Here is a 15,282-nt window from a genome sequence, read left to right as displayed (position 1 = left end):
GTACAGTCTATTTCAAGCACATATCAATATCAGCACACAAACTTGACGCCATCCTCACATGAATACATCTCTTAGTCAGACAGTCTGGCTTGTCCCCTGCTACACCCTAATTGGGATGGGTTTATCGGCATTGTGGATGCCCGGCATTAATCGAAAAATGGGACCCCGCCCAGCGGGTTATCTCAATATTCTGTGCACTATTACGGCTTTAGTGCATAGCTGTGTGGCGTTTCTCGAAACATGGCAGCAACCAGTCCAAAAGGTTTCTTTTACGTGGCTTCAGGCCGCTGGTTTGGATCTGACCCTTGATCTAAAAATTTCTAGCGTAACGATTGGTGCGTTGATCCTGATTACAGGGATTAATTTATTAGCGCAGTTCTATGCGATCGCCTATTTAGAGATGGATTGGGGCTGGGCAAGATTCTATGCAACGATGGGTCTTTTTGAAGCTGGGATGTGCGCGTTAGTGCTTTGTAATTCCCTCTTTTTCAGCTATGTCGTTCTAGAAGTCTTAACCCTAGGCACTTATCTTCTCATCGGCTATTGGTTTAACCAATCACTTGTGGTGACCGGAGCAAGGGATGCTTTTCTGACCAAACGTGTGGGCGACCTATTTTTGCTAATGAGTGTGGTGGCGCTGTTGCCTTTGGCGGGAACTTGGAATTTTGATGAATTGGCTGTGTGGGCGAGTACCGCTGAGATTAATCCAACTTTAGCGACGTTACTCTGTTTCGGCCTCATTGCTGGCCCCCTTGGTAAATGTGCCCAATTTCCCTTGCATTTATGGCTGGATGAGGCGATGGAAGGCCCTATGCCGGCGACCATTGTACGTAACAGTTTGGTGGTGGGCACTGGTGCATGGGTGTTGATTAAATTGCAGCCAATCTTTGCCCTGTCGGATTTTGCGTCGACATTTATGATTGTTATCGGTGCGACCACTGCGATTGGGGCATCGTTGGTGGCGATCGCCCAAGTTGATCTCAAGCGTTCCTTGTCCTATTCCGTGAGTGCTTATATGGGTATCGTCTTTATGGCGGTAGGTGCGCAGCAGGATGAAACGACTCTGGTGTTGATGCTGACCTACGGTGTGGCCATGGCGCTCTTGATTATGGCGATCGGCAGCGTAATTTTGACCAATATCACCCAGGATCTGAGTCAATATGGTGGCCTTTGGTCCCGTCGCCCCATTACTGGCATTTGTTATCTGATTGGTGCAGCGTCCCTTGTGGCCCTACCGCCCTTCGGTGGTTTTTGGAGTTTGGCAAGACTCACTAGCAATTTTTGGGCAACCCGTCCGACCCTTGCGGTTGTGGTTATTATCGTCAATGCCTTGACGGCCTTTAGTGTGATGCGGGAATTTAGCCTCGTCTTCGGCGGTAAGCGTAAACCGATGATGGTGCGATCGCCGGAAGGATTATGGGCATTAGTTTTACCCACAGTTGTGTTAGCAGGCTTTGCGCTCCATACCCCTCTAATTTTGGCAACCTTAGGGCTATTACCCGGCTGGCAACAACTCAATATTTCCCTCGTTGCCGCTTTAGTTCTGTCTACCCTTGTCGGTGGTGGTACGGCGAGTTATTTATATCTCTCCCCCAGCATTGCCAAGCCGATAAATCTTTTCCCTGAGCCAGTTCGTGAGTTCTTTGCCAAGGATCTTTACACTGCGGAACTGTACAGAAATACGGTGATTTTTGCCGTGACATTTATCTCAAAAATTGTTGACTGGTTAGATCGCTACTTTGTCGATGGCGTGATTAATCTTCTTGGGATTGCAACGCTCTTTAGTGGGCAAAGCCTAAAGTACAACAACTCTGGCCAAAGTCAGTACTACGCGATTTCAATTGTCGCGGGAGTTTTGCTCTTTATCTTGGCAATCTTTTATCCCTACTTTTCCCAGCTAAGTTTTTAACATCCTTTTTATTGTTTGATCTGAGAAGCCATGCTGAGTTTACTTTTGTTTTTGCCATTATTAGGGATTGGGGCGATCGCCTTATTTCCTCGACCTTTAAGCCGTATTGTCGCAACAGTATTTACCGTTTCGGCCTTGGCCATTAGTAGTTACCTACTTTTAAATCTTGACCTTCAAAGTACGGTAATGCAGTACACCGAGTTTCACGCCTGGCTTAGCGTGCTGGGTATGAACTACAACCTCGGCGTTGATGGTTTATCATTGCCCCTCATTGTGCTAAATGGCCTCCTGACCCTAGTTGCGATCTACAGCATTGGTGAGGAAAACCACCGTCCCAAACTCTATTACTCACTGATTTTGCTGATTAATAGTGGCATTACGGGGGCGTTAATCGCTAATAATTTATTACTCTTTTTCCTTTTCTACGAAATCGAGCTTATTCCTTTCTATCTGATGATCGCCATTTGGGGAGGAGAAAAAAAAGGTTATGCATCAACGAAATTTTTGATCTACACGGCCATCTCTGGTCTCTTGGTACTGCTTGCGTTCCTCGGCATAGTGTGGCTCAGTCAATCTTCGACCTTCGACTTTGAAAATCTGACCTTGTCGAATCTTGACAGCAAATTAAAACTCATTTTATTGACCATTTTGCTCGTTGGATTTGGCATCAAAATCCCCCTTGTTCCGTTACACACTTGGCTTCCGGATGCCTATGTTGAGGCGAATCCCGCGGTTACGGTGCTACTCGGCGGCATTTTTGCAAAATTAGGAACCTACGGTTTGGTGCGCTTTGGTTTTCAGTTATTTCCTGATGTTTGGCCGACTGTTGCGCCTGCCCTCGCGGTTATCGGTACAGTCAGTGTGATGTATGGCTCCCTCGCGGCGATCGCCCAACGGGATTTAAAACGCATGGTCGCCTACAGCTCCATTGGTCACATGGGCTATATTCTCGTCGCCACTGCTGCGGGTACAGAACTCAGCATTCTCGGTGCAGTCGCCCAGATGATTAGCCATGGTTTGATTTTGGCCTTGCTGTTTCACCTTGTGGGCATCATTGAACGCAAAGTCGGCACGAGAGATCTCGATGTCTTAAATGGCCTGATGAATCCAGTGCGAGGCCTACCACTAACCAGTAGCCTCTTGATTTTGGCGGGCATGGCGAGTGCCGGAATTCCGGGTCTTGTGGGCTTTATCGCCGAGTTTATGGTGTTCCAAGGCAGCTTTAGCCGCTTCCCCATTCCGACGCTACTATGCATTGTGGCCTCCGGTTTGACAGCCGTTTATTTTGTGATTTTGCTAAATCGCACCTGCTTCGGTCGCCTCGACAACCAGACCGCCTATTACTCCAAAGTAATCGCTACGGAAAAGATTCCCGCCCTAGCCCTCACGGCCATCATTCTTTTCTTCGGCCTACAACCGGCATGGCTCACCCGTTGGATCGAACCAACAACCAGTCAGCTGGTGGCCAATGTTGATATCAATCTAGAAACGGCGGCGATCGCCCTAACTGCACCAGATTTATCAAGAGAGAGTCTAGTGGATAACTCGCTTTAAACTTTACCCCCTCAAAATTTGCGGCGTTCTTTTAATTCTCAGAGCAACCAATGATTACTAGTAAAATTGCCCCGTCCAAACACCCCCATGCAGACATTATCCATCGCCTAGAAGCAGGCGGCTCCATGTTGCCCGACACCCCCGAAAATCTCATGCAGATTATTGGGATTTACAAAGCCTATGCCGTACCGATGGATTTCTATTGGCGAGATTTACTTTACATCGCTGAGCAGGTTTTCCTAGAGCCATTACCCTTCTTTAAATACTTTATTTCCCAAGAATACCTAGATCTCCAAAACCACTACGCTGGAGACAATGCCGACCTCCGAATTTGGCGCGGCACTGGCTCAGCCCACCCCGAACTGTTAGAGTTCATGAAAAATGGCGAAACCTTTAAAGCCTCAAAACTCTTTCACCACCTTGCCCACGACCGGGTAAATATGGAATTCGCAGAAGCCTGTATGCGTGCAATGCTTTGGCATGGGCGAGATATGGGTCTCGGCAAATTTGATGCATATCTCGATTCTGACGAATATGCGGCCAATGCAGATCGAGCCATCAAAGCCTACTTCAAAAAGAACCCTTTAATGTTGGGACTGTATAAACTTTTTCCCGAAATGTTCCTCGAACAGGTACGGGAACTGTCCTACTATTCAAACCTCGGTTTATTCTGGGAAGTCATGGCTCCAGTCTTCTTCGAGATGTCGGATATTTATGACGAAGGAGGCTTTAAGGGTGTCCCTGACGCGATGAACTTTTTGGTCAATGGTATCTTTGCGATCGCCGGTCGTCCCATTTACCATCACGTGTATATTGATGGCGAATGCTTCGAAATCATTCCTAAATCCAAAGCCTTTACATGGCTCTATGAAGCAGCCCTGCCCTACGTAGAAGCTGTTTTTTACCGGACATCCCCCTTCCGAGGCACAAAATCCTATAACGCCCAAGCCGGAGAAATCCCCCGCGATCAGAAAGATTTTCACTACGGCATTTTATACGCTGACGTCTTTCCCGTGGGTACCGCAGGCATTCCCCCAACATTACTCATGGATGATATGTATCACTTCCTGCCGCAATATCTTAAGGACTACTACAAGAAAAATTGCCGAGGCGAAGACGATGAACTGATCCAACTCGGTATTACCTTCCAGCGCTCCATGTATAACGTTACCTCCGCTGTTATTCAAGCCCTACGAACAGCATTACTTTATCCGTTAGACGACCCTAATCCCGAACATTTGAAGAAAAACCGCGAGTTTTTTGAAGCGCAAATGGATCGTTTTCTCCGTCCGGAAGCCCGTCTACGAAGTATTCAGTCCCCTAATTATCGTTAATCAATTTCAACTCTTTTTTTACTTTTTTTAATCATGCCAAGCATTGTTGATATCGCGGTGAATACCGAAGGTTTTTCCACCCTAGTGGCTGCTGTCCAAGCTGCTGATTTAGTGGATGTACTGGCTGGCGAAGGTGAGTTTACGGTTTTCGCTCCCAATGATGATGCCTTTGCCCAATTACCTCCCGGAACAGTTCAAACCTTAGTGCAAAATCCACCGCAGCTGGCGCGCATTCTTACTTATCATGTTGTCCCGGGCAAGCTCACCCGCGATGATCTGATTAAGTTAAAAGAGGTGGTTTCGGTAGAAGGCTCACCCATTACTATTTCTGGGGGTGACGGCACTTTTGAGGTTAAAAATGCAACGGTTTTAGCCGCAGACATTGAAGCGGATAATGGCATTATTCACGTTTTAGATCGTGTGATTCTTATGGGCTAATCAATTAATCACAATTAATCAATTGTCCGGCAATATACTGAGTTATCAATAAATTTAGGACGACAAAGTAGGGGATGTGTAAAATTCTAGGGACGTAAACGAAACCTTACCTGTTGAAAAATCCTCGACTTTCGAACCCTAAGGTTTTTGTATTAATCTTGCTAGCTTTGACTATGTCGGGGGGGTAATGTATTAAACCTTTACAGAGTTAGCTCTGAAAGCTTGTCAAAAAAATACCGTCTTTTTCAAGGTCGAAAGAGACGGCTTTTAATTGCTAATTAACGTCCGTTATGGATAAGAATGTAGCCAAAATTTTTTAGAGAAAAGGAGACACGGAGAGGGAGNAGACACGGAGAAGCAACGAAAATTTGCATTTTTTGAAAGCTAGTAGGATTGTTTGCATGGAAACATCTCCCGATCTCTCGCTCTCCCATTTACCGCGTCGTACTTCCGAGCATGCTTAAGCAAAACTCACGTTAATTAATGATGATGGTCAGGCCATCAAAGTTATGATATTTGCTAGGCTCTAAAGCCTTATGGTGTGGGATGTAAGATATTTAATACTGACTAAGCTTGCCGGCTACGGCTATAAACAGTTTAAACATTTTTAGATATTGAGATATTCCTGCAAGGGCTTCACATCTAGAGGCTCAGCCTGTAGGGCACGGATGGCTGCAACTGTTGCCCGCGCACCAGCCAAGGTGGTGATAATCGGCAATTTATAGTCCAGTGCTGTACGACGGATGGCGCGACCATCGGTTTGGGATTCTTCGCCGGAAGGGGTGTTGATAATGAACTGAATCCAGCCATTTTTCATCCAGTCCACGACATTGGGACGGCCTTCATGGAGCTTTAGGACTAGTTCAACATCTTCGATGCCGTTGTCCATTAATGCTTTACGGGTCCCCGAGGTGGCAACGATGCGGAAACCAAGGGACATGAGCTCTTTGACGACAGAGACGGCGGCTTCTTTATTGCGGTCATTCATCGAAACGAAGACTGTGCCTTCTGTTGCTAGTTCTACGCCGGCACCAATTTCTGCTTTGGCAAAGGCTTTTCCGAAGTCAACATCTATACCCATCACCTCGCCTGTGGAACGCATTTCGGGGCCAAGTAAGGTGTCTGTACCTTCAAATTTGTTGAAGGGTAGAACGGCTTCTTTCACGGCAACATGGTTTAGGGTAACTTCGCCGTCAATGCTGAGTTCGTCAAGGGTTTTACCGGACATGATGAGGGAGGCAATTCTAGCGAGGGGACGTCCTGTTGCTTTGGAGACATAGGGGACTGTGCGGGAGGCGCGGGGATTTGCTTCGAGGATGTAAACTTGGGTGTCTTTGACGGCGTATTGAATATTCATTAAACCGACAACTTTTAGGCGTTGTGCTAATTTGGTTGTCCATTCGCGGATAGTGTTCATTACTTCGTCGGGGAGGGAAGTGTGGGGGATGGAACAGGCGGAGTCACCGGAGTGAATGCCGGCTTCTTCGATGTGCTCCATAATGCCGCCGATAACGACTTTTCCGGTTTTGTCGCAGAGGGCATCAACGTCTACTTCAATGGCGTTTTCGAGGAATTTATCTACGAGGATTGGGTGATCTGGTTCTACTTGTACGGCGTATTTCATGTAGTGGTCTAGCTCTGTGTCGGAGTAGACGATTTCCATGGCGCGGCCACCGAGAACGTAGGATGGGCGGACAACAACGGGATATTCAATGCGGTTGGCGATCGCCTGGGCTTCGGCATAGTCGCGGGCAATGCCATTGGCAGGCTGGAGAATGTCAAGTTCGTGGAGAATTTTCTCGAAGCGTTCGCGGTCTTCAGCGGTATCAATTGCATCGGGCTGTGTCCCCCAAATTTTTGTGGTGACAGGGCAATCGTCGGCATTGAGGTATGTGTCGAGGGGAACGGCTAGTTTTAGGGGGGTTTGGCCGCCGAACTGGACGATGACTCCTTCGGGATTTTCTGCCTCAATAATATTCAGCACATCTTCTTTTGTTAATGGCTCAAAGTAAAGGCGATCGCTGGTGTCGTAGTCAGTAGACACTGTTTCAGGGTTGGAATTTACCATGATTGTTTCGTAGCCTGCGTCACTAAGGGAGAAGGCCGCATGACAGCAGCAATAATCAAACTCGATACCTTGGCCAATGCGATTGGGGCCACCGCCAAGAATCATCGCTTTAGGCTTATCGGAGGGGGTTACCTCAGACTCGGTGCCGTCGTAGGTGGAGTAGTAGTAGGGGGTAAAGGCTTCAAACTCCGCAGCACAGGTGTCGACTAGTTTATATACGGGGGTCACGCCAATAGATTTACGGTAGGCGCGCACAGCATCTTCTTTGGTCTTTGTGGCAAAGGCAATTTGGCGATCGCTGAAGCCCTGTTGCTTAATGACGCGCATATCTTCTGCGGAAATATCGGTCAGTGCGGTTTGCTTCATAAAGCGCTCAGTAACGAGCAATTCCGCCATTTTGTCGAGGAACCAAATATCGATCGCCGTTAAATCATGAATCTCTTCGACGGTCATTCCCAGCTTCATCGCTTGATACACCGTAAAGATGCGCTCTGGGTTGGGTGTTCGTAGATTCGTAGAAATTTGGCTGAGGTTAGGCAGGGTTTCTTGGCGATCGCAGCCAAAACCATAACGACCTGTTTCTAGGGAACGCAATGCTTTTTGGAAAGACTCTTGGAAGGTACGGCCGATCGCCATCGCTTCACCCACAGACTTCATTTGTGTGGTGAGAGTCGGCTCAGAACCGGGGAATTTCTCAAAGGCAAAGCGGGGAATCTTCGTGACAACGTAATCAATGGTCGGCTCAAAAGATGCCGGAGTTTGCTTGGTGATATCGTTAGGAATTTCGTCGAGGGTATAGCCTACCGCTAACTTTGCCGCAAATTTGGCGATCGGGAAACCTGTTGCCTTAGATGCCAACGCAGAAGAGCGTGATACACGGGGATTCATCTCAATAACAATCACATCACCGTTAAGGGGATTAACGGAGAACTGAATATTGGAGCCGCCCGTTTCAACACCAATTTCACGAATAATTTTAAGGGAGTAGTCCCGCAGACGTTGATATTCCTTGTCTGTCAAAGTTTGGGCTGGGGCAACGGTAATCGAATCACCCGTGTGAATCCCCATCGGATCAATATTTTCGATGGAGCAAATAATCACCACATTGTCGGCGAGGTCCCGCATTACCTCCAGCTCATATTCTTTCCAGCCGAGGAGGGATTTTTCAACGAGAATCTGTGAAACGGGCGATGCTTCGAGACCAGACTTACAGATTTTTTCGTATTCTTCTTGGTTGTAGGCAATACCGCCGCCGCTACCGCCCATGGTGAATGCTGGGCGAATAATTAATGGATAGCTGCCAATCTCTGCTGCCACTTGCTTACATTCGTCCATATTGCTGGCAATGCCAGAAGGGCAAACGGGTACGTCAATTCTCGCCATTGCTTGTTTAAAGAGATCGCGGTCTTCGGCCATTTCAATGGCTTCTAATTTGGCACCAATCAGCTCGACGTTATATTTATCTAAAGCACCATTTTTGGCGAGGGACACAGCTGTATTTAACGCCGTTTGGCCGCCCATTGTAGGGAGTAGGGCATCGGGGCGCTCTTTGGCAATAACTTTCTCGACAATCTCTGGGGTAATGGGTTCGACGTAGGTGCGATCTGCTGTTTCGGGATCTGTCATAATTGTCGCGGGATTGGAGTTCACCAATACGACTTCATACCCTTCCTCCCGCAAAGCCTTACAGGACTGGGTTCCAGAATAATCAAATTCGCAGGCTTGTCCAATGACAATTGGACCAGAACCAAGGATTAAGATTTTCTTGATATCTTCGCGGCGGGGCATAGGGCTTCTAGACTTCCGTACTAAAAATTGTCTTGATTATTCTATCGGGTCAGCTGTCGATTCTTCTCGATTGTGAGGGTTGCATTACGATCAAAAGTTAGATTTAGCTGACAATCGTGATTGTTGGGGTTCGTGGGGGGCGCTTAAGGTGTTTTAAGTTTTGTGGGCGATCGCCGTTGGTCAAAGTTTATAGATCTGTTGTGTCTCAAAAAAAATCCAGTGGGCATTGGGGGATTTTATAAGATAATAAATGCTAGTACTTAAGTAGAATGAGACAAATAGATCTACTACAATTGCGGTTATGAATGGGCGAGCAATAAAGTTTGGGTATGGTCTTGGTTCTTTAGGAACTCGTGCTTGCTTTGATATGGACGCTTTCCCTTGGCTTTTCTACATATTTCTTTTTTGAGGAGCACCTATCTAGGCAATGAAACCTTCAAGTCCTTTCTTTGATGCGTTCATTTCCTACGGACGAGCCGATAGTAAAGGTTTTGCTTTAAAGCTCTATAGTCGTTTAAAGGAAGCTGGTTTCCGTATTTGGTTTGACCAAGAGGATATTCCCTTAGCTGTTGATTTTCAGGAGCAAATCAATCACGGCATCGAAAATACTCACAATTTTTTATTTATTATTGCGCCTCACTCGGTTAATTCTCCCTATTGTCTTAAGGAAATCGAGTTGGCGATCGCCCTGAATAAGCGTATTATTCCGTTGCTTCATGTGGAGCAAATTGACCGGGATTTATGGCAAGAGCGTAATCCGAGTGGTACGGATGAAGACTGGGCAAACTACCAAGCTGAAGGTCGCCACACCAGTTTTCAAAATATTCACCCGGTGATCGGCAAAATTAACTGGGTTTATTTCCGTGAGGAGCTGGATGATTTTGAGGTGTCTTTAGAGGGACTCATTAGCTCTATCAATAAGCATCAGGACTATGTCCAACGCCATACGGAATATTTAGATTTAGCGCTGGAATGGTCTCGAAATCAGCGTCGTAGCCAATATTTACTGACGGAAGAAAAGAGGCGGCAAGCGGCAAGCTGGCTCAAATATCGTTTTCTAGAGGAGCAGCCTCCCTGTATTCCGACGGAACTACATGGGGAATTTATTTGTGAAAGTATTCGTCAGGCTCAGTCCTATCAGACCCAAACTTGTCTTGCTTATGTCCAGGGGATGGGCGATCGCCATGATGAGCTGGTGCAGTCGATTCGGCGATCGCTACTCCTCTCTGGCATTACCATTGCGGACAACCGCGTGAATAATCAAACCCAAAAGGACTTTAATGCCCGCCGCCGCCAAAAAGTTGACTTGAGCGATAATTTTATCTATTTTGTCACCACGGAATCCTTAAAAAATGAATACTGTCAGCAACAATTAGACTATGCGACGGCGCACCATAAGCGGATTATTTTTATTGTTTTAGAGCCGCTAGAAGGCGACCTTTATCCCCACCATCGCGAAGATATTCAGGCGATCGACTTTATTGCCGCCGATGACCCAGAAAAACGTCAGGCAAGCATCGATAGCTTACTAAAATTTTTAGACCAAGATTACTACTACCATGAGCGCCATAAATATCTCCTCGCCAAAGCCCTAAATTGGCAAGAACAACGGCAACTTACCAGTTTGCTGCTGCGGGGTTGTCTGTTGCAGGACTACGAAGATTTACAAAAAATTTCGGCACAACGTAAACATCAGCAATTCACACAGCTGCAAGGGGAGTTTCTCGCTGCGAGTATAGAGCAGGCAACCCAAGAAACGCCGATTGATGTATTTCTCTCCTATGCACCGGAGGATATTGATTTTGCGACTAAGCTCAATGAAACCTTAGAGAAACAGGGCAAGGTGACTTTTTTTGCTGAGTTCCACGCGGATCGCGAATCGGAGATGAGCAAGGATATTAACCGGGGATTATGGGATGCGGCTAATTTCATTTTCATTATTTCGCCAGATTCGGTGGTGTCTAGTGATTGTCTCGGTCAATTTCAAAGGGCGCAGGGGTCAGGAAAACGACTATTAGGTGCGCTTTGTCGGACAACGCCCCAGGATTTTATCCAAAGAATTTGTGCTGATGATCAGCTGATTGATTTTAGTCGTAATGGTTCTGATTTTTATGCGGGCTTAAGTCAACTGGTACGTTTGCTGGATACTGATAAAGGCCATGTCGAAAGTCATACGAAATGGTTTCGCCGTGCGATGGAGTGGGAAAGGAAAAAGAAAACCCGCGATCTTCTCTTGCGGGGGAGTGAGTTGGCGATCGCCCAATATTGGCTCAAGGAATCAGATAAAACCCAGAAACGTCCAGAGCCGACCAAACTCCAGCGGGAGTTTATTCAAAGTAGTGTTGTCGAAAGTCAAAAAAATATTCGTCGCCAAAAAGCTTTATTTGCCGCAGTGAGTGTGGGTTTTGTCATCTCAACGATTTTAGGCATAGTGGCATCGCGCAAATCCTATGAGGCCGCAGTTAGTGAATTAGGGGCCATCATCAACACTTCTGCTGCTTTGTTTTCTTCGCATAATGAACTGGACTCTTTTGTTGAGGCGATGCATGCTTGGCGCAAGTCGCAAAATATTAATCTCAACCGGGGCGATCGCTTCCTCCATGAAAATGTCGCAGATGTCCTAAGTCAATCGGTCTACCAGCTACAAGAATCAAATCGACTGAGTAAACATGAAGCTGCGGTATTTGCTGTCGACTACAATCGGGACGGCGATCGCCTCGTTTCCGGCAGTGCCGATAAGCGCATCATGCTCTGGTCAGCCCAGGGAGAACTTTTACAAATCCTTGGGGAAGTAGGGCCCATTAACAAAGGCCACAACGGCAACGTTTATGCCGTCCAATTTAGTCCCAACGACCAACTAATCGCCTCAGCCAGCGCCGATCGTTCCATTAAACTGTGGGAATTAGACCAAAACGGTGAATATCAATTCCGCAGAACAATTTATGGCTGTGTTTTAGAAACCGACTTTTGCAATGGTCACGGCGGAGAAGTTAATACCATTGCCTTTAGTCCCAACGGCGAGTATTTAGCCTCAGCTAGTGAAGACCGTTCCATTAAATTGTGGGAAACCGACGGTGAATACATCACAACCGTGGGCGAGGCCGCACCAGACAGCCAACATCAACGGGCAGTCAATGAAATTGCCTTCAGTCCCAACGGTCGGTCACTCATTTCCGTTAGTGATGATCGCAGCATTAAAATTTGGAAGCGAGACTTCGGACAAAACAACTTTACCCTCCGGCAAACTATCACCGGTTGTCGTCAAACGGACGTTTGCGATGGCCATCAAGATGAAGTTAAAGGCGTGGCCATTACACCCGACGGCAAAATGTTTGTCACCGTCAGCGACGATAAAACCGTTAAAATTTGGAACCTTGAAGATGGCACTCTTGCCCACACATTAATCGGACATACGGACGAAGTCGAAGCTGTAGCCATTGACACCCACCTTAAGGGCACTCACCTGATCGCCTCCGTGAGTCGCGATAAAACCGTTCGTCTTTGGAATACAGAAGGTACATCCATCCGTACTTTACCCGGTCACACCAGTCGCATTTATGACATTGCGTTTAAACCCAACAAAGCAGCCCTCGCCTCAGCTAGCCGCGATCGGAGTATTAAACTATGGCGTTTAAACAATGAAATTGTGACACCTTTTTATGGTCATACGAGTCGCGTTTATGCCGTGACATTTAGTCCCGATGACCAAATGATTGCTTCGGCAGGGCGTGACCGCACAGTACGACTTTGGAACCGCCAAGGGAGACTATTACATACCTTAACGGGGCACACCGCTGAAATTGAAAAGGTGGTTTTTAGTCCCGATGGCAGACTATTAGCCTCAGCCAGTTGGGATGGGACGGTTAAACTTTGGACCATCCAAGGTGAATTGCTCTATACCTTTGAAGGCCATACCAAGGAAGTTTATGGTGTCGAATTTAGCCCCGATGGCACAATGATTGCCTCACTCAGTGCTGACCAAACGATGAAGCTCTGGGATCTAAGGGGAAATGAGATTCAAACGATCGAGCTGAATGAAGGGCGAGTTTACGATATTTATTTCAGTGCTGATGGTGAACTGATTGCCTTAGCCATTGGCAGTACCATTCAAACTTTAGAAAAACGCGGGAGTGGTCGCCGCACCTATCGTATCGGCAAAAAAATCGGTGGTTGCCAAATTCTCGACGAAAATTGCTACGGCCATGGTGATGATATCGAGGCGATCGCCATCACCAACGACAAAGAGATGATCGTTTCAGCGAGCCGAGACAGCACCGTTAAATTTTGGGATCGAGCAGGGCATCATCTCTATACCTTACGGGGCCATGAAAGCGAAATTGAAGGATTGAACCTGAGTGCAGACAATAAAAAATTAGTTTCCGCCAGCCGCGACAGTACCCTAGTCATTTGGGAAAATTTACCTACTATCAAAGAAATTCGACGTATAGCTTCCCGCGCCGATAGGCCTATCGAGTATTGGGGATCTAATATTAAAAGTCAAAAAAATACAGAACAGGTTAATCAGCTCAATCTTGAAAGTACAGTCCTCAAGGGACATCGGGCCGAAGTTTATGCTGCTGAGTTTAACGCCGACGGTACGATGCTGATTTCTGCTAGCGCAGATCAATCAATTATTTTGTGGGATCTAGAGATCGCCTTAAATCTTAGTGCTCTCATTGATTATGGCTGCCATTGGACTAAGGATTATTTGCAGCATAGTGACGATGAGGCGGCAAGGGCCTATGGCAATCAAGATCTTTGTCGCGATCGAGCCAAACCGAATATCTCCAATCCCGATATCTCACACCATGCGCCCAAGGCTGGAACATCTACATTATGACCCTGACAAATATTGATACCATTCAGTACCTACGCCACGCGCCGATTCTTTGTAAATGTTCGGTACAAGATTTATCAAGGCTTATTCCCTTTATCGAAGAACATCATCTCAAAGCTCAAGATGTCCTATTTCGTGCAGAGGATAAAGCTGACAAATTATTTATCCCGGTCAATGGTACATTCCAACTTTTGTCTGGTAAGCGTCGTATTGATGATGTCTCCCAAGGATTTGTCGGGGAAGAAGCGGCATTAGATATTGATCAGTATTCTTTGACTTGTGTGGCGGCCACTAATGCTACGGCTTTATCCATTGATACAAGCGCTATTAATAAAATAAAACCGGCTAATCCTTTCCTCGAAAAAGGTCTTTATCAGTCGCTTGTGACCCATTATGTTTATAAGAAAAATTTCTTGGGTCGTGAACCAACAATAGATAAAGATGCTGAACTGCTTGCGGAAGGAGCCCAAGCTCAAGTATTGATCGGCTGGATCCTGGCGATCGCCCTACCGATTGTAGTGGCGTTGATTACGGCGCGGCCAAGCTTTGAGATTTCAGAAAGCATCCAACAGTTTTTAACGATTTTTTCGGCGGCTCTGGTGCTGTGGACTTTTGATCTGGTGGCGGCATTTATTCCCGCGGTGATTATTATTTTTTCGCTGCTAGTCTTAGATGTTGCGCCGTCAAATATTGTGCTTTCGGGATTTTCGTCGAGTAGCTTTTTCTTGGCGTTAAGTATTTTCGCGCTGGGGGCGGTGCTGTCTGATTCGGGATTAACCTATCGCATTGTATTGATTATCCTTAAGGCGGTTCCGCAATCGCAGTTTTCCTATAGTTTGACGCTTTTTTTAATTGGGCTATTTTTAACGCCAGTGCTCCCCTCGGCTAATGGTCGCACCCAGTTGGTCACGCCCCTGATGATCGATATGGTTGACGCACTCCAACTCAAAACAACGGGAAAAGGGTCGACGCGGCTAGGATTTGCCGCCTTTAGTGGCGCGACTTTTATGTCATTTCTCTTTCTCAGTAGTAAGCCGATTAATTTCGTTTTGGTCGGTCTTTTACCCTCTCAGGTGCGCGAGAGGTTTAGTTTGCCCTATTGGACTTTGGCGGCTTTGGCGGCGGGGGCGGTGGCGATCGCCGGGTATTTAATTATTTCGTCACTACTATTTCGGAACGAAGAACCCACAACCCTTTCACGGGAAAATCTGCAATCTCAGATCGACATTTTAGGGCCAATGAATAACTCTGAATGGATGGCCTTTGTGAGTATCGCCATCTGGCTCTCCGGGAATGAGTATGCTGAAGTAGTAAAAGCAATGTCGTTGAAACGATGGTTCCATTACTAACCCAG

7 protein-coding genes are annotated in these 15,282 nt (G+C 46.8%); 6 read left to right on the top strand and 1 reads right to left on the bottom strand.

All coding sequences use genetic code 11. The annotated features are described in order from the left end of the window. Window positions 1–58: 58 nt before the first annotated feature. The 4 genes from NIES208_RS10775 to NIES208_RS10760 are packed head-to-tail and all read left to right on the top strand — an operon-like array spanning window position 59 to window position 5,235. A complete protein-coding gene (locus NIES208_RS10775) occupies window positions 59–1,909 on the top strand; it encodes an NAD(P)H-quinone oxidoreductase subunit F (RefSeq protein ID WP_075892594.1) in 1,851 nt (616 codons plus the stop codon). 30 nt (window positions 1,910–1,939) lie between these two features. Continuing rightward, on the top strand, window positions 1,940–3,463 hold the full coding sequence (locus NIES208_RS10770; protein ID WP_075892592.1) for an NADH-quinone oxidoreductase subunit M: 1,524 nt from the start codon (window positions 1,940–1,942) through the stop codon (window positions 3,461–3,463). A gap of 50 nt (window positions 3,464–3,513) precedes the next feature. After that, a complete protein-coding gene (locus tag NIES208_RS10765) occupies window positions 3,514–4,797 on the top strand; it encodes a CO2 hydration protein (RefSeq protein ID WP_075892590.1) in 1,284 nt (427 codons plus the stop codon). 33 nt (window positions 4,798–4,830) lie between these two features. Then, window positions 4,831–5,235, top strand: a complete 405-nt coding sequence (locus tag NIES208_RS10760; protein WP_075892588.1) for a fasciclin domain-containing protein — start codon at window positions 4,831–4,833, stop codon at window positions 5,233–5,235. Between the two features lie 607 nt (window positions 5,236–5,842). On the opposite strand, the gene carB is transcribed toward NIES208_RS10760, so the two are convergent. Continuing rightward, entirely contained in the window at window positions 5,843–9,091 is a 3,249-nt protein-coding gene (gene carB / locus NIES208_RS10755; protein WP_075892586.1) for a carbamoyl-phosphate synthase large subunit, read from the bottom strand. A gap of 427 nt (window positions 9,092–9,518) precedes the next feature. On the opposite strand from carB, the gene NIES208_RS10750 reads away from it, so the two are divergent. Next, complete coding sequence (locus NIES208_RS10750) at window positions 9,519–13,931, top strand: TIR domain-containing protein (protein WP_075892584.1); 4,413 nt, start codon at window positions 9,519–9,521, stop codon at window positions 13,929–13,931. Beyond that, complete coding sequence (locus NIES208_RS10745; RefSeq protein ID WP_075892582.1) at window positions 13,928–15,277, top strand: SLC13 family permease; 1,350 nt, start codon at window positions 13,928–13,930, stop codon at window positions 15,275–15,277. The genes NIES208_RS10750 and NIES208_RS10745 overlap by 4 nt, the downstream gene beginning before the upstream one ends. Window positions 15,278–15,282: the final 5 nt, after the last annotated feature.

Origin of the sequence: [Limnothrix rosea] IAM M-220 (assembly GCF_001904615.1) — a bacterium.
Classification (GTDB): domain Bacteria; phylum Cyanobacteriota; class Cyanobacteriia; order Cyanobacteriales; family MRBY01; genus MRBY01.
Note: the sequence above shows the minus strand (reverse complement) of the source record. Positions and strands in the feature narration are given on the sequence as shown.

Coding starts and splice junctions, on each gene's coding strand:
- NIES208_RS10775 (WP_075892594.1), top strand. CDS start 59: ATGAATACATCTCTTAGTCAGACAGTCTGGCTTGTCCCCTGCTACACC.
- NIES208_RS10770 (WP_075892592.1), top strand. CDS start 1,940: ATGCTGAGTTTACTTTTGTTTTTGCCATTATTAGGGATTGGGGCGATC.
- NIES208_RS10765 (WP_075892590.1), top strand. CDS start 3,514: ATGATTACTAGTAAAATTGCCCCGTCCAAACACCCCCATGCAGACATT.
- NIES208_RS10760 (WP_075892588.1), top strand. CDS start 4,831: ATGCCAAGCATTGTTGATATCGCGGTGAATACCGAAGGTTTTTCCACC.
- carB (WP_075892586.1), bottom strand. CDS start 9,091: ATGCCCCGCCGCGAAGATATCAAGAAAATCTTAATCCTTGGTTCTGGT.
- NIES208_RS10750 (WP_075892584.1), top strand. CDS start 9,519: ATGAAACCTTCAAGTCCTTTCTTTGATGCGTTCATTTCCTACGGACGA.
- NIES208_RS10745 (WP_075892582.1), top strand. CDS start 13,928: ATGACCCTGACAAATATTGATACCATTCAGTACCTACGCCACGCGCCG.